Genomic DNA, 18,932 nt, shown 5'->3' on the forward strand with positions numbered 1-18,932 from the left:
ACCGATTTTAACGGCTGCCAGATCACCAGATCGGTGACCGTTGGACAGCCGACGGCGGCGCTTGGCGGAACAGCCTCCAAAACTGACGTAAGTTGCAACGGTGGATCAAACGGTACCGCTACCATCCTGGCAACGGGAGGAACAACCCCATACTCCTACTCCTGGGCCCCGTCCGGTGGCAGCAATGCTACAGCTACAGGACTGGCCTCAGGCACCTACACCGTAACCGTAACCGATTTTAACGGCTGCCAGATCACCAGATCGGTGACCGTTGGACAGCCGGCAACGGCTGTAACTATGAGTTACGGTGGCAGTACTGCCATCAGTAAAAATGCAGCCTTTAGCTATACCTTTACGGCTACAGGCGGCACTCCAAGCTACATCTATAGTACTACGGGAACTAGACCTACCGGACTAAACCTTTCTGTGGGCGGCGTACTATCGGGCACTCCTACCGCAACAGGAACATTCAACTTCAATGTCACTGCTACGGATGCCAATTCCTGCTCCTGGTCTGTACCGGTCACGATCACCGTGGTAGACCCACTTCCGGTAACGCTAACCAACTTCGCGGCCAAATCCGTTTCTGGAGGTGTAGAAGTTTCATGGAATACCGTTTCGGAAACCAACTCCTCGCACTTTGAACTGCTGCACGCTACAGAAAATGGAAAGTTCAGCATCATTAACAGACAAGATGCCCTTGGCAACTCCAATACTGGAAAGCGCTATTCGTTTGTACATAAACAGCCAAGCAACGGCAACAATTACTACCAGCTGTTGCAACTGGACAATAATGGGGACCGCAAGGACTACGGTATCAAAACAGTATATTTTACTGCGGTGACCAAGGATGGTGTGACCTTGCATCCAAATCCGGCAAGACATACGGTAACGATAACTTTTGAACCAAAAGCCTATACCCAAGTACAGTTAACAGACATGCTGGGCAAGGTGGTGAGAAGTCAAAAGATTGGCACGGCCGATACCGAGCAAGCCATTGATGTAGCGGCGCTACCTCCTGGAACCTATACGATTGTGCTTATCGGCGAGGGTAAAAAGAGTGTACACAAGCTTATTAAACTTTAAGTAGCAGGCCCAAAACAATCCAAAAAGCCCCGCGGTATTTTACTACGGGGCTTTTTAGATGGAAAAATTTCCAATATTCTGTCTTTGGTGTTGGTACGGGTAATTTTCTGACGTGCATGTCGCTAAGTAAGCATGAGAGAAGGCAGGGATACCTTCTTTTCGCTGTCCTAATTATAAATCACTCTTACTTCACTTTTTGCCATGGCTGTGCATACACCAAAGAGTCTACATAAGTGGATAAAGCACTTTTATGATAAATTCAATATTCACCTCAGAAAGCATGGCGAACAGGGAGTGTATTCCATGAAAATTTTAATGGAATGAGTTCGTGGTAAGCCTTTAGTGATTTTTCATCATCTCAATCCGTAGCAAAGCTTCTTCGTTCTACTAAAATCGAGCTTGCAATGCCGCAATGTGGCTATATTGCTATTCAATAAACTACATAGACACATCATGCCTCAATCTAGAAATTACATATATCTTTTCAATGCCTCCCAAAGAATTGGATCGTACTCGTAAACGTCTGGCCTGAATTGGACATTTCCTTTACCATCGGCCCATGCCGTATAATACGCAATAAATACACCAATACTCTTGCGGGGCGAATACCAAGTGGGTTTCAACTGGAACACATTTAACGTATCCGTTTTCTTGGCTAATTTCTTTTTAAAGATCTCGTTTTTGGTGGTATCAATCGGCGGCAAATCCACGTCCATACGTAATTTATCGTATTGATACTTGTCTTTTACCATCAGCTCTGCAAATTTTAAAGGTTGCTCAATACGCACACAACCATGGCTAATGGCACGATTGGCCAACTTAAACCCGTATTTGTTGTTGGTATCGTGCAGGTAAATGCTCGAACTATTGTCGAACACAAACTTGAACTTGCCCAATGCATTGCCCTCTCCAGAACCTTGCTTAAATTTAAATGGCAGTTTTTCGCGTGGATATTTGTTCCAATCAATGGTATCGGGGTCGGCCACTAATTTGTCTTTGTAATAAACCTTGATGTTGTTATTCGAAAGATAAAAAGGGTCTTTTCTGGCCATCCAGTAAATTTCGCTCTTGGCAATACTCACCGGAATGTTCCAGATGGGGTTTACCTGTATGGCATTAAAAACACTGAACAGTTGGGGCGTTTCGTGGTTTTTAGGTTTATCGTCCAACTTGCCCGATTTCAAAAAGACTTTCATCTTTTCGGCATAGGTTGCTTCACGCTTAGCTCCTACACAAACATTCATATGCGCCAAGGTATCGCTTTGTTTAAACCAGGTGAGCGTAAAATCAGGAATATTTACCACCACCAACTCCTCCGTTTGTAGCGGCAAACGCCAGCGCATGCGCTCCAGGTTCATCTTAATGGCTTTTACTGGTGGCGCGTCATCAGTACCCAAGCTATCGCGATAACGGGCCAATGCTTGTTTAAGCGCCAAATAAGCGCTCGTAGCAGGCTGTGCCTTTTTTAATTTAGCCACCAAATTGTCGGTGTTCAATACCGAGTCCATTTTCAGGCTATCAGGACGTTGTACCTGAATATAAAACCGGTTAAAGAAGTTTCGCGGATTGATACTTCCATAGCCCATAAAATTGGTGTACTTGTTTAAAGCATAGGCAGTGCTTAATTCAAGATCAGCTACGGCACCATAAACCTCATCAATGTTTTTAAACTGGTTTCGGTTAAGTACTTGCAATTGCTTCTCGTAAGCAGTGTAGTTAAATATCTCTGGATTAAAACCATCCAACTTGCTATTGAATAGATAGTTTTTCAAACTGTCTAACTGTCCGTTCACGTAGAAACGGGTCACTAATTGGGGCAAATATTCATGCTTTTCATAAAAGGCAGTAATGACCTTAGGATTCAAAAAGCCTTTGCGCTGTGCTTCTAATTTTGCTTTAAAGATGGGCTTATATACAGCGGTGTCAAATTTGTTGTACAGCTTATTGTTAAAATGTTCAGTCAGTACTACAGCAATTTCCGGTTTTTCCTTAAACCAGCTACACGCACATAAAACACTGCAAAAAAGAGAAATAAGTAGCGTTTTCTTCAAACTTAGCGGGGGATTAATCAACATTAATTTATCTTAGATGAGCATTCAATACAAATAAAATGCCATTATTTTTTGCATTGTATACTAAACTAGTATATATTTGCCGTACGTTCCTGCAAAATTAAGGAAAAGAAAGTTAGTATAATGATTCAATTTTTAAACCATCACGTACATTACCACCATCGCCATTGCGGCGATATGTAATGTGATGTTCTGTACTTCAGAGCGGTTTAAAATAGATTTTATATTTCTTATCCTTTAATTTTAGCAAGTGAAAACTCTTAAAATAGCTATCCAGAAATCGGGTAGATTAAACGAAAAATCAGTAGAAATTCTTAAAAACTGTGGTTTATCTTTCGAAAACTATAAAAGCTCGTTGATTTCAACAGTAACCAATTTTCCCTTGGAAATTCTGTTCCTTAGGGATGATGATATCCCCGAATACGTGCAAGACGGCATTGCCGATTTGGGCATTGTGGGCGAAAATGTGATTGTTGAAACAGAAGCCAAGGTATCTTACCTTCAAAAGCTAGGTTTTGGCAAGTGCACGCTAAAAATTGCCGTTAAAAACGACAGTGAAATCAATAGCGTAGCGCAGCTAGACGGCAAGGTAATTGCCACTTCGTACCCCGTGATTTTGAAAAAATTCCTAAAAGCTAATCAAGTAGAAGCGCAAATCAGGAATATTTCGGGTTCGGTAGAAATTGGTCCGGGCTTAGGCTTAAGCGATGCCATTTTCGACATCGTATCTACTGGCGGCACCTTAAAAAACAACGGCCTTAGGCCTTTCACTAGCGTGATGGATTCGCAGGCGGCACTGATCTGTACACCAGGCCTGGAATTCAATACCGAAGTATTAGAATTGGTGCAAAGAATCCAATCGGTGCTAAGGGCCAGAACGACCAAATATGTGGTGCTTAATGTGGAGAAGAAAAACCTTAAAGCAGTAGTTGAATTATTACCTGGGGTAAAAAGTCCAACGGTAGTTCCCTTGTTCGAGGACGATTGGGTAGCCGTTCATTCGGTAATTAATGAGCAAGATTTTTGGGTAAAAATCAATAGCCTAAAAGCCGCAGGGGCACAAGGTATCGTGGTGATGCCTATCGAGAAAATCATTACGTAAGTTTGAAATATTGGAACCACATAAACGCATAGAAAGCAGTTTCAAAAAAGGAAGCCAAACTCGTTTTTCTTCCCGTGTTAGTTCAGAAAATTACAGGCTAATGAATAAAGAAACAAGTATCGCTTTTCGTCATTTCGAGCGTAGTCGAGAAATCTTTGAACAAGAATTTAAACCCATTTTCAAAGATTTCTCCACTCGCTTTGCTGCGGTCGAAATGACGACCGACTTAAAAAAAATGACATGCCTATATGTGTTAAAAAGGAATAAAACCACTCAAAATATTTAATTTTTACTATTAACTATTAGTTAATTTAAAATTTTAAAACATTGAAAATCTACAACTTTAAAGATTTAACTCAACAAGAACTGAAAGAACTGTGCTCCCGAAGCATTTCCGACGACAATTTGGTTAAATCGAGGACAGAAGAAATCATCAACAACGTAAAAAGCAATGGCGACAATGCCTTGTTCAGTTACGCTCAACAGTTCGACAACATTGAACTTTCTTCGCTCTTTATCGACAAAAACGAACTGGCCGAAATCGCGAAACAAATTCCTTCATCGGTTAAAAATGCCATCGATACCGCCTACCAAAATATCCACACCTTCCATGCTTCACAACTTAGGCAAGAGAACAAAGTAGAAACCATGCCAGGGGTAATTTGCTGGCGTGAGGCAAGAGCAATTGAACGGGTGGGCCTGTATATCCCGGGCGGCACCGCGGTATTACCAAGCACTTTCTTAATGTTGGGCATCCCCGCTAAAATTGCGGGCTGTAAAGAAATTGTGGTTTGCTCCCCACCCCAACAAAACGGCAAGGTAAACTGCTACATTGCTTATGTGGCTACCCTACTCAACATCGAAAAGGTTTACCTGGTTGGCGGCGCCCAAGCCGTAGCAGCTATGGCCTACGGTACCGAAAGCATTCCCCAGGTTTACAAAATTTTCGGTCCCGGAAACCGATATGTTACCGAAGCCAAAAAACAGGTCCAAAACAGCGTTGCCATTGACATGCCTGCTGGCCCATCAGAGGTTTTGGTGCTCGCCGATGAGACTGCCATTCCGTCATACGTTGCCGCAGACCTTTTAGCTCAAGCAGAACACGGAACTGATAGTCAGTCGATTTTAACGATTACCTCAAACAATACTGCAAATAAAGTTATAGCCGAATTGGAAAAGCAATTGCCCGCTTTACCAAGGAAAGACATCGCCGCAGCGGCCATCGCCAATTCTTATGTAATGCTGGTTGAAAACCTTGCCCAAGGCATGGAATTTAGCAACCTTTATGCGCCAGAACATTTGATATTGGCCACAGAAAAATACGAAGAGCTCATCCCAGCCATCAGTAATGCGGGCTCTGTATTCCTGGGCAACCTAACCCCCGAAAGCGCAGGAGATTATGCTTCGGGAACTAACCACACCTTACCTACAAGTGCCTTTGCTAAAGCTTACTCTGGGGTTTCTGTTGATACTTTCATGAAGAAAATCACGTTTCAACATCTATCTGTCAATGGTTTAAAAAATATTGGCGGTACGGTTGAAGTACTTGCAGAAGCCGAGGGCCTACAGGCGCACAAAAATGCAGTGAGTATTAGACTTAAGAGCAAAGAATAACGAGCAAAGAACAAAGAAGTAGATACTGGACAAATTATTATTTCAGTCTTTTATCTTTTTCCTTGCTCTTTAATCCCAAAAAACAACCCACATGGACATAAGAGACCTACAACGAGAAAACATTAAAAACCTTAGCCCCTACTCTACCGCCAGGGACGAGTTTAAGGGACAGGCCAGTGTTTATTTAGACGCCAATGAGAATAGCTTTGGCTCACCACTGCCCGCCGACTATAACCGCTATCCAGATCCCCTGCAATTGGACCTAAAGGATGCCATCAGCAAAATCAAAGGAGTTCCCATCGAAAACACCTTTTTGGGCAATGGCAGCGACGAGGCGATTGACCTACTTTTCAGGGCTTTTTGCAACCCTGGGAAAGACAATGTGATTATCCTACCGCCTACCTACGGCATGTACGAAGTGTCGGCAAACATCAATGACGTTGAAGTGAGAAAAGTGAACCTTACTCCCGATTTCCAATTGGACCTGGAGAAGATTGCCGAAACGATTGATGCCAACACCAAAATCATTTTCATTTGCTCGCCCAACAATCCTACAGGAAACTCTATAAACAGAAGCGATATAGAGACGATTTTAGCCAACTTTAAAGGCCTGGTGGTGATTGATGAGGCTTACATCAATTTTGCCAAGCAGAAGACCTTTATTCAAGAATTAACGGAATATGCCAACTTGGTAGTACTGCAAACCTTTTCGAAAGCCTGGGGCCTGGCGGCTCTACGTTTGGGCATGGCATTTTCTTCGACCCATGTAATTGACATCCTGAACAAGGTAAAGCCTCCCTACAACATTAACCAAGCTACCCAGGATTTGGCCTTGGCAGCATTGGAAAACATCCAACAAGTAAATGACTGGATAAGATTAACGGTAAACGAGAGAGAGCGATTAAGCAACGCATTGGGCAGATTACCAAACGTTAAAAAAGTTTACCCCTCGGATGCTAATTTTATTTTAGCACAAATTGACCATGCACACTGGACCTACCACCAATTGGTAGACCGGGGCATTATTGTACGGGACCGCTCCAAAGTAGTGCTTTGCGACGACTGCCTGCGCATTACCATTGGCACCATTGAAGAAAACAACCAACTTTTAACCGCATTAGAAAAACTATAATGACCAAAATCCTATTTATCGATAGAGACGGCACCCTTAATCTTGAACCTGAAGATGAACAGGTAGACAGTTTCGCAAAGCTGAAATTTTACCCTAGGGCGTTATATTACCTTTCCAAAATTGCCAAAGAGCTAGACTATAAATTAGTGATGGTAACCAATCAGGATGGATTGGGCACCCTGTCGCATCCTGAAGAAAATTTTTGGCCCATACATAATTTTATTGTAGATACTTATGCCGCGGAAGGTGTAGTATTTGATGAGATTGTAATTGATAAAACTTTTGCGAAAGACAATGCGCCAACCCGTAAACCAGGTACTGCCCTACTGACCAAATATTTTGGAGCAGAGTACGATTTGCCAAACTCCTTTGTGATTGGCGATAGGCTTAACGACATTGTGCTGGCCAAGAATTTGGGTGCTAAGGGGATTTACATCCGCAACAACGATGGATTGGGGTCTGCCGAGAATTTGGATAAATACGAAACCTTAAGCGACATTATTGCTTTGGAAACCAAAAACTGGGAAGATATTTACACTTTTCTGCGTGGTGGCGCCCGAACGGTGAAGCATGAGCGTAAAACCAACGAAACGGATATTAGCATCACATTAGATTTAGATGGTACGGGCAAGGCCAAGATTGACACGGGTTTAAACTTTTTTGACCACATGCTGGACCAAATCGCTCGTCACGGAGGAATGGATTTAGAGATTATTGCCAAAGGCGATTTACACATTGACGAGCACCACACCGTGGAAGATACAGGCATTGCCCTAGGCGAAGCCTTTGCCAAAGCAATAGGCAACAAATTAGGCATAGAACGCTACGGCTTTTGCTTACCTATGGACGATTGCTTGGCCCAGGTGGCCATTGATTTTGGTGGCAGGAACTGGATTGTTTGGGAGGCCGATTTTAAACGTGAACGTGTAGGAGATGTGCCTACGGAAATGTTTTTCCATTTCTTTAAATCGTTTAGCGATGCAGCTAAATGTAATTTGAACGTTAAAGCCGAAGGGGAAAACGAACACCATAAAATTGAGGCGATTTTTAAGGCTTTTGCCAAGGCAATTAAAATGGCGGTTAAACGTGACGCAGAAAAAATGGTGTTACCGAGCACGAAGGGAGTGTTATAGAGAGTAAGGATTAAGGAGTAAGGAGCAAGGAGTAAGGAGCAAGGAGTAAGGAGCAAGGAGCAAGGAGCAAGGAGCAAGGAGCAAGGAGCAAGGAGTAAGGAGTAAGGAGTAAGGAGTAAGGAGTAAAGAGCAAAGAGTAAGAACTTCCTTTCCCAAATGCTTTTCTCTCCTCTTTGAGGAGAGAGGAGAACTAACGATAAAGATGGCTTACTGAAACTTTGTCGTCATTGCGAGGAGGCACAACGAAGCAATCTTACAACGATAGTTATTAAACGCTTTAAGATTGCTTCGCAAAGCTTGCAACGACGGACTGATTAGAGGCAATACAAGGCACTGAAAAAAGTGAATTAAACCCGATAGTAGCGGAAAGTTTTAGGTGGCCACTTCCGGTTAAATAACATAAAGCAAATGAGATCCCCCGTTCCTCGGAATAACAAATAGCCTTAAAACTTATAGCGGATAGCGGGGCTACAGAAGCTATAAAATACAAACATTCGTTTTCAAAAACTGAAAAAATGAACGAAAACACAACAAATAACAGCATCGGCATTGTAAGTTACGGCGCTGGCAATATTTTCTCCCTAACGGCAGCCTTAGACCGGCAAGGGATCAGCTACGGAATGGTTAACACAGAAGCCGACTTGGAAAAGTACAGCCACATCATTATTCCGGGGGTGGGGCATGCTGGTGCGGCCATGCAAAAACTGCAACAAACCGGATTAGTTGATGCGATTAAAGCCCTCACCAAACCCGTGCTGGGCATTTGTGTGGGCATGCAGCTCCTTACCAGCCATTCTGAAGAAGGAAATGCGGATTTATTGGACATTGTGCCCTTAAAAACTAAATTGTTTGACAGGGCGCTGGGAATAAAAATACCCCACATGGGATGGAACAATGTAAATTTTGCAAACAATCCGTTGTTTACCAATGTTAAACCTCATGCACAATTTTACTTTGTTCATTCTTATTTTATTGAATATAACCCTATTTTTGACATCGCTTCGGTAACTTACGGCAATAAGTTTTCGGCAGCGGTACAAAAAAACAATTTCTTCGGCGTTCAATTCCATCCAGAAAAATCTGGCGAAGCCGGAGAACAGTTATTAAAAAACTTTTCAATGATCAGATAATTGGCTGACATGATAAATTTGAGGATTAGCTAATACCAGACAACCACAACCTTTTTAATTTTAGACTTTTAACTTTAACTTATAGAAAATGTATATCATTCCTGCAATTGATATTTTAGATGGCAAGGTAGTTCGCTTGCGTGAAGGCGACTACAACCAGAAAACTGAATACAACGTTTCTATCGAAGACATGATCGAGCAATATCGGTCTAACGGTACAGATTTTATCCATATTATAGATTTGAATGGCGCCAAAGGCGATTTCAGCAATCAAAAAGCATTGTTCGAAATCATCAAAAAAACCGACATGAAAGTGCAATATGGTGGTGGTATCCGCACTATTGAGCAGGTTACCAATTTGCTGGATGCGGGAATACACCGTGTAATTGTAGGCACCCAAGCCATCAGCAACCCTGATTTTTTACCGCAACTAAGCGAGGCTTTTGCCAAAAAGGATGACTATGCCAACCGCATCGTGATTGCCATTGACGTATTAGATGAAGTGATCAAGTACTCTGGCTGGATGGAAAGCTCGCCGATTAAACTCATGGACTACGTGGACAAGTGCCTTGCTTTAGGCTTTTTCCGCTTTTTATGTACAGATATCAATAAAGACGGCAAGTTGGGCGGTACTGCCGTAGCGCTTTATAAAAAACTGCTTGACCACTCGCCCATGATCAAACTCATTGCTTCTGGAGGCGTTAGTTCTATGGACGACATCAGGGAATTGGCCCAGCTACCCATCAGAAGTGTGGTAGTAGGCAAAGCCATTTACGAAAACCGAATCACCATTGAGGAAGTAAAGCAATGGAATTTGAAGGAGTTGAGTTCGATATAAAATAGATTAAAAGATATTAGTAGTTAGTAGTTAGTATTTAGACTTTGTGCTATACCACTCACCACGGCAGCCTTTGCTGATTTCTAAATACTAATATCTAAATACCCAAACACCTCTATGCTTTCTAAACGCATTATCCCCTGCCTGGATGTAAAAGATGGGCGAACCGTAAAAGGTGTAAACTTTGTTGACTTGCGAGATGCTGGCGACCCTGTAGAACTGGCCGCACAATATGCACAACAAGGTGCTGACGAACTCGTATTTTTAGATATTACCGCTACTCATGAGCGTCGTAAAACGATGATTGAGATGGTGAAAGCCGTAGCCAGGCAACTGAATATTCCTTTTACCATTGGGGGTGGCATTACCGAGATTGCAGACGCCGAGGCTTTGCTCAATGCAGGTGCCGACAAAATCAGCATCAACTCTGCAGCGGTGCGCAAGCCCAAACTGATCGAGGAACTGGCCAGGGCTTTCGGAGTGCAGTTTGTAGTAGTTGCTGTAGACACCAAACACATAGACGGAAAAAACTGGGTGCATTTAAACGGTGGACGATTGATTACTGAACTGCAAACCGAAGATTGGATTAAACAAGCCGAGGAATTAGGTGCTGGTGAAATACTGTTGACTTCAATGGATCACGATGGCACCAAGGCGGGCTTTGACTGCGATTTATTGAAAAAAGTAAACGAAATGATCAATATTCCCATCATCGCATCGGGCGGAGCGGGAAATATGGCACATTTTACGGAAGTTTTCCAAAAAGCAAACGTTGATGCGGCCTTAGCGGCTTCGGTGTTTCATTATGGGGAGATTTTAATCCCAGATTTAAAACAGGAATTAAGCAAACATCAGATACCAGTAAGAATATAAAACTGTACCGTCATTGCGAGGTACGAAGCAATCCTAAAGCGATTAAAATACGCTAAAGTTATGAGATTGCTTCGTACCTCGCAATGACGACCTAACAAAACAACAAATGAGCAACATCAATACCAGCCAAATAGATTTTACCAAAACGGACGGCTTAGTTCCCGTAGTAGTGCAAGACAACCAGACTTTAGAAGTGCTGATGCTGGGCTATATGAATGCCGAAGCTTTTCAAAAAACACAACAAGAAGGGAAAGTCACCTTTTTTTCTCGCTCTAAAAACCGTTTATGGACAAAGGGCGAAGAAAGCGGTAATTTTTTATTTGTCCAGTCTGTTGCTTTGGATTGTGACCATGATACCATATTGATTAAAGCGAATCCTGTTGGACCAACTTGTCATACTGGCTCAAGAAGTTGCTTTAAAACAGCATTCAACCAAAACTTCATCTTCGAACTGGAAAACATTATTAACGATAGGTACGAAAACCCAGTGGAGGGTTCCTACATTAATAAGATGCGGGGAAAGGGGTTAAATAAAATAGCCCAAAAAGTTGGCGAGGAAGGTGTGGAAACCGTGATAGCTGCCCTGGCTGAAACGAGGGAAGATTTGATTAACGAGGCTTCAGACTTGGTTTTTCATTTAATGTTTTTACTCAAAGAGAAAGGATTAAGCATTAAGGATATTGCTGAAAATTTAGAGAAAAGGCATAAGTAATCCATTTAGATAAACACAGGCTTTTCGTCATTTTGAAGTAGTTCGTCATGTTATCAACTAAAGGATAATTGAAATAAGAAAAGCTCATGCTAACGATATGTGTATTTACTAATCGTTAGATTTAACTTCGTTGATTTTCCATTCTACTTATTCTTCATCGAAATGGACGCAGATAGCTATTTTACTCCCCTACTGCGCTTTAACAGAAACTTCTCATAAAGCAGAATATTCAAACCGATAAGGCTCATCCCATAAAAAACGTCTTCAAAAGGGATGGTTTTTATACGCAACCCGATGATTTCACTGCTATTGTACCAAACAATGGGTGCCTCCAGCCCTGTTCCTGTCAACACGCCATTCACAAGCAAAAATGGAATGATCATGATGAGGTAGGTGAAATAAAATTGCCCCAACCAGTTGGGCTTTTTCACAAATGCCAAATAGGAAATCAGCAAAATAAACACCACAAAATTCATCATCGGGTACATTTTATGATAGAAGCAAAACAACATCACCACTCCAAAAAGTACCAGAAGAATAGAAATTGCTTTGGTGGGATATTTTCTCAGTGATTGTTCCTTCCAAACGCCAAAACAGTGGTATGAAAATAAGCAGGCATACGGAATGCACAGAAAAAACAATATTTCTTCAATGGGCAGGCCCCATATAAAAACCCCAATCACATAATCGGGATTAAAGCCCCACACGCCTTTTTGAGTAAACCAAACATCCCAAACTAAAAATAAAACCGTAGTGATGATATTGGCGGGCAAAAAAGCCTTCACATTTTTCCAAAACATCAATTTCGGATGAAAGGAACACAAAAATGGCACAATCACCGAAAAGAAGTTAACAAGCAAATAGGTATATGGTTTCATGAGGTTTTTTGCTGCATTTTCTGTTGGCGTACAGCTTCTTTAAAATATTTAAAAGGCACCCAAAGCATGCCGAAACATTCGCCATGGTGTTTGCCCAAATGTTTATGGTGCATTTTATGTGCTCTTCTAATGGCCTTCAAATAAATATTATTGGTATTTCTGAACCATTTAAAACGTTGATGGATAAAAATATCATGCACCAGGAAGTAGCAAAAGCCATATAAGGTAATGCCTGCGGCGGTGCCTATCATCACGGCGTTGCCCCAAATGGAGCCAAATAAAAACAATAAAATTCCAGGTGTGGCAAAAATCAGGAAAAAGAAATCGTTTTTTTCAAAAACCTGTCCATCATCCTTTTTGTGATGATCCTTGTGCAAACTCCACAGCCAACCATGCATCAGGTATTTGTGTGCCAGCCAGGCCACACACTCCATTGCCACAAAAGCCAATACTACACAAACAATTATTGTTAAAACCATTTTATTTCGATTTAAAGATGGCCTTGACCTGTTCTGTTCTATAATCAAAAATTTGGTCCAGTTTTTTGCGCACTATCAATTGATTTATCAACTGTCCTAGCCACCCCAAAGAAATGGCATAGGTCACCTTGTCTTTCATCAAAACGGAACCGCCTTTTTCTTCAAAAATATGCTCGTGATGCCAATACGCATAAGGCCCTTTCAATTGTTCGTCTACAAATGAATAGGGTGCGTTTACCGCCCTAATCTGGCTGATCCATTTTAACGGAATACGTGCCAAAGGCCTCACCAGGTATTCGATGACCAGGCCGTTGTGTATATGCGCAGGCAAATCTTTTGTCATCACCTTAAAATCCATCTCTACCGGCGTAATTTTGGCAAGGTTACTTGGGTTGCTAAAAAAGTCCCAAGCCTCCAACGAGGTAATGGGCAAAACGGTTTCTCTATATAATTCGTACTTTTTCATGTGCTAAGCAAGCCATCTAAAAGGTTTTTCTTCAATACTTCTGCCAAAATGATCTTGAACCAAGGGGTGTATTGGCCTGGATTGGTCATTACATCAGCCTGCAGCTGGTCCAAGGCTACATACTTCCAACCCGCTACTTCAGTGTCATCGGGTTGCGGTATGCCTAAAAATCTTCCCAAAAACACATGATCAAATTCATGTTCAAATAATCCACCGCCCACATCTGCCTGATAAATGAAACTGTAAACCCAACTTGTTTCGCAAGCAATTCCCATTTCTTCCCGTAAACGTCTGTTCACGGCATTCTGCAAGGTTTCTCCCGCCCTTGGGTGGCTACAACAGGTGTTGGTCCACATGCCGCCGCAATGATATTTATCAAGCGCACGTTGTTGCAGCAGCACTTCATTTTTATCGTTCATTAAAAAAACAGAAAAAGCACGGTGCAGTTTGGCCTCCTGATGAGCCTGCATCTTCTCCATCAAACCAATCTCTCTATCTTCGGCATCAACCAATATTACTTCTTCTTTCATTTGGTGGCTATGGCTAATAGTTGTTGCTCTTGGGGCGTTAATTCTTGAACTTTCATAAACGAAATAATGGTTTTGGCCAGTTGTTCATCTATTTCATGATTGCCCAAGCTATTTAAAATTTGCTTTTTATCCATGTTGATATGGCGATTATAGCCCAATATGGCCGGCGCAGATACTTGGGTGGCATACCTTAAAAACACCAGTTCTACGTTATCATTATCTTTTGAAATGGCCGTGTTAAGCATTTTCTTTCCGGCATTAAAATAGCTCAGCTTTGTAAAGGGGTTGAAAACGTGTTTAGCCATCACCATTTTGGTTGCCCCACGATATCCCAGCACAAAAGCACTCTGCTCTTGTTTCTCTAAAATTGAAAGCAGATTTTGCGCCATTTGCTTACTATCTACCGATTTAGCGTACATTGACCTGATGTTCTGCTTTGACGAATCTGCCAAAAGCGAAAAAAAAGCCGAAATCAATAAAACAATTGGTTTAACCCACATTGGCAGATAATTTTCCGGTAACCTGCGGCACAAAAAAAGTGTTCAACATCAACAAGGCCTTTTGAAAATCAGGCACCCTTACCCTTTTTTCCATAATGTGCTTAGCAGGAATTCCCTGTATTTTCCTAAATAATGATTTATAGTAAACGTAGGCCAAATATACGCCCTTTTTTGCGCAACGCGGCAATTTGGCAATACCTATCAGCGCCTCGTCAAATTCAGCTTTAATTTCCTGTTCAATCAGGGCCTTATCTTCTTCAGTAAAACAATTAAAATCCATATTAGGGAAATACATCCTGCCCAACTCCAGATGATCAGCTTTGATATCCCTTAAAAAGTTCACTTTCTGAAATGCCGAGCCCAATTTCATGGCAGCATGCCTTAAAGTACGATATTCATGGGCATCGCCGTTGCAAAAAACCTTCAAGCACATTAGGCCCACTACTTCGGCCGAGCCAAAAATGTATTTTTCATACAACTGCTTGGTGTAAACCTGCTTTTCTAAATCCATTTCCATACTATCTAAAAAGGCTTCGATCAGTTCTACGTCAATTTGATATTGATGTACTGTTTGCTGAAAACTATTGATGATTGGATTTAAGCTGATTTTACTTTCCAAGGCTGCGTATGTTTCCATTTTTAACTGCGCCAATAAGCCTTTTCTATCATAGCCTTGAAAAGAATCCACCACTTCATCGGCCAATCTCACAAAACCATAAATGGCAAATATAGCCGGCCTGATACTAGGTGATAAAAATTTAATTCCCAGCGAAAAGGACGTGCTATAACTTTGCGTGGTAATTTGACTACATTTGGCCGAGACTTGGTCGAACAGTGCTTTCATCTACTTATTTTTGATGTTTTACAATATAATTGGCTACCACTTGTCCAGAAATAATGGCTGGCGGAACACCAGGCCCTGGCACAGTGAGCTGCCCCGTATAGTATAAGTTTTTGATCTTTTTGTTTTTGATAGATGGTTTTAATAGGGCAGTTTGCGCCAGGGTATTGGCTAAACCGTAAGCATTCCCTTTAAAGGCATTGTAATCATTTACAAAATTGGTATAGGCATAGGTAGTTTTGCTGACGATGTTTTCGCGGAACTTCTCGCCACAAAAATCCTCCAACCTGTCTACCAGTTCTTCGAAATATTTAGTCCTGATTTCTTCGGTATCTGTTAGCCCCGGTGCAACGGGAATAAGCATAAACAAATTCTCCATGCCTTTTGGGGCTACCGAAGGGTCTGTTTTTGATGGGCAGCACACATAATAAAGAGGATTTTCAGGCCATTCTAGTGTTTCATAGATTGCTTGAGCATGTTTTTCAAAATCAGTTTCGAAGAAGAGGTTATGGTGCTGTAGTTTAGGCAGTTTTTTATTTACACCAACGTAATATAGCAAACATGAAGGCGCCATTACCCGTTTATCCCAATAACTTTCTGTATAGTTGCTCAACGTTTTTGGCAACAGCTGTTGATCTATGTGGTGATAATCGCCCGCTCCTATTACCATATCTGCGGCGATCTCTGTATCGGCAGTGATCACTTTTTTCACTTTACGATCAAACACCTCGATAGCCGTTACGGCGGTTCCGGTTTTAAAGTCAACTCCTTTTTCTAACGCTAACAGATGCATGGCTTGGGCCAATTTGCCAAAACCTCCCATTGGATACCAGGTGCCCAATTTAATATCGGCATAATTCATCATGCTGTACAAAGCAGGAATGTTTTTGGGAACCGCTCCCAGGAACAATACTGGAAACTCCAACAACTGCAACAATTTGGGCGATTTGAAATAGCGCCGCACATGCTTGGCAAAGGACTGTAGCAAGTCCATTTTGGATGCGGCTTTCATTACCTTAACATCCATAAATTCGAATAGGCTTAAACTTGGTTTGTGCACAAATTCGTTAATGCCTACTTTATATTTATACTCGGCCTCTGCCAAAAACTTATCCAGTTGAGCTCCACTACCCAATTCAATTGTTTCAAAAGCGTTTCTTAAGGCTTCGTAATTGGCAGGTACAGATAGCACGTCATCTTTACCATAAATTACCTGATAGGAAGGATCAAGCCGTTTTAGCTCGAAATATTCTGACACAGATTTCCCAAATTGATTGAAAAATTTCTCCATCACATCAGGCATCCAATACCAACTGGGCCCCATATCAAAGGAAAAACCATCCTTTTCAAAAACTCTGGCCCTGCCCCCTACTTCCTGGTTTTTTTCCACTACGGTAACCTTATAGCCTTTATCGGCTAAAGTAATGGCCGCACTTAGTCCGGCGAAACCAGCTCCAATAACAACTACATGTGGGGGATTTTTAACCATCATCTTTCAGTGAACAAACTTAACTTTATTTTGTTTAACTTTTTTAAAAAAAAATTAAACAAAATAAAGAACAACAATATTAGCCGATCAACGAATAGCTGAAACGTAAAACAGTTAGGATTTTTAGCGGGCTTTAAAAGGCTGCTGCCAATTGTTTTAAACTGGCAAAAAGCTGAAAGTTTTGGGGTAACTGGGGGGCTAACTCAAAAATATTGGCGCTGGCGATATACACCTTTTTACCAAGGGGTACCACTTTCAGTTTTGAGATAAACAAATCTACATCGCCAATTGTCATGGGATTGGATACATTGCAAATCAAAATATCTGGATTACTTACTTCCAGGATTTTTGGGAGGTCTGTTAAAGGAACCGCCTGCCCAAGGTAGATGGTTTTATAGCCTTTATTTTTTAACAGATAACAAAAAAAGAGCAAGCCCAGCTCATGGAGTTCGTTTTCAGGAAGGAACAACAATACTTTTTTAGACGTTGGATTGGCAGCTACGTGAATATGATCAATAGCCGAAATAAGCTTTTGCCGCACCATATTGCTCATAAAATGCTCTTGTGCAGGGTTAATGGAATCAATTTGCCACATGATCCCGATACGGCTAAAAAAGGGAAAAATGATTCGGTTAATCGTATCTTCAAAACCTAGCCTGGCAACTGCTTTATAAAATGCCTGCTGGAACAACGTTTCGTCCAGATCAATCATACTGAGCATTAGGCCATCAAAAAGATCATCATCGCCGCTTCTGATAAAGCTTAAATCTTTCACCTTTTCGGTAATTTCCTGATGGGTCATTTTGGCAATGTGCGATATTTTGATCCCATTACGGTTAAGCACATTGATGTTGAGCAATAATTTAAGATGCTCATTCCCATAAAAACGAATATTGGTTGGCGTTCTTAAAGGTTTAACCAGCCCATACCGTTTCTCCCACATCCTAAGGGTTGCCGCTCGAATGCCGGTAAGTATTTCGAGATCTTTGATAGAATATTTTGCGACGACCCCCATAGCAACATCACCTTTTGTTTAAGTAATTAGAATACAAATTTAGACAAAAAAAGTTTGATTAAATGCCTGCATGAAATGACAAAGGCTTGTCAAAAACCTTTAATGCCTTAAATTTATGAGCAGAGAAAGTTATTTTTGTGCTATGCTAAAACACCTACACACCTTTACCGGACATCAAAATCCGGTGTACGCCCTTGTAAAACCCGATATGGATGGGATTTTTTTTACCGCGGGCAACGACAAAGGTGTGGTAGAATGGTCGCTGGCAAAAATGGCCTTTCAATCGGTTAAATTACCCGTGCAAAGTTCGGTGTATTACCTGCATCTTAATCAAAATCAATTATTTATAGCTGAAAGAAGCGGCGCTTTCTCTATTTTCGACCTACAAAAACAAGCGGTTATTGCTAGAATAAATGCGCACACCAAACCTATTTTTGGTATGGCAACCGTTTCACGAAAAAATGAGCTGCTAACGAGTAGTGAAGATGGTACCGTGGCGATATGGTCTTTAAATGATTTTGAGGAGCTTTATCGTTTGCCGATCTCTCATGATACGGTGCGGTGCATTGCTGTTTCTCCCGATGAGAAAGAAATTGCTTTTGGTTGTAAAGACAGCGCCATCCATATTTATCATGCCGATGATTACAGCTTAAAGGCCGTTTTAAAAGAACATACTTTAGGCATAACTTCGCTGGCCTACCACCCTAGTGGAAAGTATTTAATTTCGGGCGGCAGGGATGCGCAGCTTAAAGTTTGGGATGGTATCAGCTACCAACCTAACACCAGTATTCCGGCACATATGTTTGGTATTTACGACATTGTTTTCCATCCGGTTTTGCCCTACTTTGTTACGGCAAGCCAAGACAAGAGCATTAAACTTTGGGATGCCGAAAATTTTAAGCTCTACAAAATTGTGAGCATAGAAAAAATGGGCATTGGACACACCCATTCCATTAATAAAGTTGCTTGGAGCCACGACGGCAGTAAGTTGATTTCTACTGGCGACGATAAAAAAGTGATGGTTTGGGCGCTGGAAGCCTAA

General features: G+C 41.6%; 19 protein-coding genes. 10 read left to right on the forward strand and 9 right to left on the reverse strand.

Annotated elements, in window-relative coordinates; all coding sequences use genetic code 11:
* A partial coding sequence (locus tag DUT71_RS08810) for a T9SS type A sorting domain-containing protein (RefSeq protein WP_205313891.1) occupies positions 1-1,086 on the forward strand: 1,086 nt, incomplete at its 5' end.
* A 470-nt stretch (positions 1,087-1,556) separates the two neighbouring features.
* Here DUT71_RS08810 and DUT71_RS08815 read toward each other — a convergent pair.
* A complete protein-coding gene (locus tag DUT71_RS08815) occupies positions 1,557-3,137 on the reverse strand; it encodes a L,D-transpeptidase family protein (RefSeq protein WP_240186888.1) in 1,581 nt (526 codons plus the stop codon).
* 271 nt (positions 3,138-3,408) lie between these two features.
* Between DUT71_RS08815 and hisG the strand changes: the two genes are divergently transcribed.
* The 8 genes from hisG (at position 3,409) to hisIE (ending at position 11,692) form a co-directional block, all read left to right on the forward strand.
* Positions 3,409-4,260 carry an ATP phosphoribosyltransferase gene (hisG, locus tag DUT71_RS08820; protein WP_113662179.1) on the forward strand — a complete coding sequence of 284 codons (852 nt, stop codon included), beginning with the start codon at positions 3,409-3,411 and terminating at the stop codon, positions 4,258-4,260.
* 327 nt (positions 4,261-4,587) lie between these two features.
* Positions 4,588-5,874, forward strand: coding sequence for a histidinol dehydrogenase (hisD, locus tag DUT71_RS08830; protein WP_113662181.1), 1,287 nt, complete (start codon positions 4,588-4,590; stop codon positions 5,872-5,874).
* 91 nt (positions 5,875-5,965) lie between these two features.
* Positions 5,966-7,006 (forward strand): histidinol-phosphate transaminase, encoded by a 1,041-nt coding sequence (gene hisC, locus DUT71_RS08835; protein WP_113662182.1) that lies wholly within the window; start codon positions 5,966-5,968, stop codon positions 7,004-7,006.
* On the forward strand, positions 7,006-8,139 hold the full coding sequence (hisB, locus tag DUT71_RS08840; protein WP_113662183.1) for a bifunctional histidinol-phosphatase/imidazoleglycerol-phosphate dehydratase HisB: 1,134 nt from the start codon (positions 7,006-7,008) through the stop codon (positions 8,137-8,139). The genes hisC and hisB overlap by 1 nt, the downstream gene beginning before the upstream one ends.
* A 515-nt stretch (positions 8,140-8,654) precedes the next feature.
* Positions 8,655-9,269, forward strand: a complete 615-nt coding sequence (hisH, locus tag DUT71_RS08845) for an imidazole glycerol phosphate synthase subunit HisH (RefSeq protein WP_113662184.1) — start codon at positions 8,655-8,657, stop codon at positions 9,267-9,269.
* An 88-nt stretch (positions 9,270-9,357) separates the two neighbouring features.
* The gene (gene hisA / locus DUT71_RS08850) at positions 9,358-10,107 is read left to right on the forward strand and encodes a 1-(5-phosphoribosyl)-5-[(5-phosphoribosylamino)methylideneamino]imidazole-4-carboxamide isomerase (RefSeq protein ID WP_113662185.1); all 750 of its coding nucleotides are present in this window, start codon (positions 9,358-9,360) and stop codon (positions 10,105-10,107) included.
* 117 nt (positions 10,108-10,224) lie between these two features.
* Positions 10,225-10,980 (forward strand): imidazole glycerol phosphate synthase subunit HisF, encoded by a 756-nt coding sequence (gene hisF / locus DUT71_RS08855; protein WP_113662186.1) that lies wholly within the window; start codon positions 10,225-10,227, stop codon positions 10,978-10,980.
* Positions 10,981-11,086: 106 nt separating this feature from the next.
* Positions 11,087-11,692: a bifunctional phosphoribosyl-AMP cyclohydrolase/phosphoribosyl-ATP diphosphatase HisIE gene (hisIE, locus tag DUT71_RS08860; protein ID WP_113662187.1), complete on the forward strand. Its 606-nt coding sequence runs from the start codon at positions 11,087-11,089 to the stop codon at positions 11,690-11,692.
* Positions 11,693-11,868: 176 nt separating this feature from the next.
* Here hisIE and DUT71_RS08865 read toward each other — a convergent pair whose 3' ends face one another.
* The 8 genes from DUT71_RS08865 to DUT71_RS08900 form a co-directional block, all read right to left on the reverse strand.
* Complete coding sequence (locus DUT71_RS08865) at positions 11,869-12,570, reverse strand: lycopene cyclase domain-containing protein (protein ID WP_113662188.1); 702 nt, start codon at positions 12,568-12,570, stop codon at positions 11,869-11,871.
* Entirely contained in the window at positions 12,567-13,049 is a 483-nt protein-coding gene (locus DUT71_RS08870; protein ID WP_113662189.1) for a sterol desaturase family protein, read from the reverse strand. The genes DUT71_RS08865 and DUT71_RS08870 overlap by 4 nt, the downstream gene beginning before the upstream one ends.
* 1 nt (position 13,050) lies before the next feature.
* Complete coding sequence (locus DUT71_RS08875; RefSeq protein ID WP_113662190.1) at positions 13,051-13,515, reverse strand: SRPBCC family protein; 465 nt, start codon at positions 13,513-13,515, stop codon at positions 13,051-13,053.
* A complete protein-coding gene (gene idi / locus DUT71_RS08880; protein WP_113662191.1) occupies positions 13,512-14,045 on the reverse strand; it encodes an isopentenyl-diphosphate Delta-isomerase in 534 nt (177 codons plus the stop codon). Before idi ends, DUT71_RS08875 begins: the two co-directional genes overlap by 4 nt.
* The gene (locus DUT71_RS08885) at positions 14,042-14,545 is read right to left on the reverse strand and encodes a hypothetical protein (protein ID WP_113662192.1); all 504 of its coding nucleotides are present in this window, start codon (positions 14,543-14,545) and stop codon (positions 14,042-14,044) included. Before DUT71_RS08885 ends, idi begins: the two co-directional genes overlap by 4 nt.
* Positions 14,535-15,389: a phytoene/squalene synthase family protein gene (locus DUT71_RS08890; protein ID WP_113662193.1), complete on the reverse strand. Its 855-nt coding sequence runs from the start codon at positions 15,387-15,389 to the stop codon at positions 14,535-14,537. Before DUT71_RS08890 ends, DUT71_RS08885 begins: the two co-directional genes overlap by 11 nt.
* 4 nt (positions 15,390-15,393) lie before the next feature.
* Positions 15,394-16,878: a phytoene desaturase family protein gene (locus DUT71_RS08895; RefSeq protein WP_240186889.1), complete on the reverse strand. Its 1,485-nt coding sequence runs from the start codon at positions 16,876-16,878 to the stop codon at positions 15,394-15,396.
* A gap of 130 nt (positions 16,879-17,008) precedes the next feature.
* Positions 17,009-17,890 carry a MerR family transcriptional regulator gene (locus DUT71_RS08900; protein WP_113662194.1) on the reverse strand — a complete coding sequence of 294 codons (882 nt, stop codon included), beginning with the start codon at positions 17,888-17,890 and terminating at the stop codon, positions 17,009-17,011.
* Positions 17,891-18,005: 115 nt separating this feature from the next.
* Here DUT71_RS08900 and DUT71_RS08905 point away from each other — a divergent pair, with 115 nt between their 5' ends.
* Positions 18,006-18,932, forward strand: coding sequence for a WD40 repeat domain-containing protein (locus tag DUT71_RS08905; RefSeq protein ID WP_240186890.1), 927 nt, complete (start codon positions 18,006-18,008; stop codon positions 18,930-18,932).

It is taken from the genome of Pedobacter nanyangensis, from assembly GCF_003313505.1.
In the GTDB taxonomy this organism is placed as follows: domain Bacteria; phylum Bacteroidota; class Bacteroidia; order Sphingobacteriales; family Sphingobacteriaceae; genus Pedobacter; species Pedobacter nanyangensis.

Coding starts and splice junctions, on each gene's coding strand:
- idi (WP_113662191.1), bottom strand. CDS start 14,045: ATGAAAGAAGAAGTAATATTGGTTGATGCCGAAGATAGAGAGATTGGT.
- hisA (WP_113662185.1), top strand. CDS start 9,358: ATGTATATCATTCCTGCAATTGATATTTTAGATGGCAAGGTAGTTCGC.
- DUT71_RS08895 (WP_240186889.1), bottom strand. CDS start 16,878: ATGATGGTTAAAAATCCCCCACATGTAGTTGTTATTGGAGCTGGTTTC.
- DUT71_RS08905 (WP_240186890.1), top strand. CDS start 18,006: ATGAGCAGAGAAAGTTATTTTTGTGCTATGCTAAAACACCTACACACC.
- hisC (WP_113662182.1), top strand. CDS start 5,966: ATGGACATAAGAGACCTACAACGAGAAAACATTAAAAACCTTAGCCCC.
- hisH (WP_113662184.1), top strand. CDS start 8,655: ATGAACGAAAACACAACAAATAACAGCATCGGCATTGTAAGTTACGGC.
- DUT71_RS08885 (WP_113662192.1), bottom strand. CDS start 14,545: ATGTGGGTTAAACCAATTGTTTTATTGATTTCGGCTTTTTTTTCGCTT.
- hisF (WP_113662186.1), top strand. CDS start 10,225: ATGCTTTCTAAACGCATTATCCCCTGCCTGGATGTAAAAGATGGGCGA.
- DUT71_RS08865 (WP_113662188.1), bottom strand. CDS start 12,570: ATGAAACCATATACCTATTTGCTTGTTAACTTCTTTTCGGTGATTGTG.
- DUT71_RS08890 (WP_113662193.1), bottom strand. CDS start 15,389: ATGAAAGCACTGTTCGACCAAGTCTCGGCCAAATGTAGTCAAATTACC.
- DUT71_RS08870 (WP_113662189.1), bottom strand. CDS start 13,049: ATGGTTTTAACAATAATTGTTTGTGTAGTATTGGCTTTTGTGGCAATG.
- DUT71_RS08900 (WP_113662194.1), bottom strand. CDS start 17,890: ATGGGGGTCGTCGCAAAATATTCTATCAAAGATCTCGAAATACTTACC.
- hisB (WP_113662183.1), top strand. CDS start 7,006: ATGACCAAAATCCTATTTATCGATAGAGACGGCACCCTTAATCTTGAA.
- DUT71_RS08875 (WP_113662190.1), bottom strand. CDS start 13,515: ATGAAAAAGTACGAATTATATAGAGAAACCGTTTTGCCCATTACCTCG.
- hisIE (WP_113662187.1), top strand. CDS start 11,087: ATGAGCAACATCAATACCAGCCAAATAGATTTTACCAAAACGGACGGC.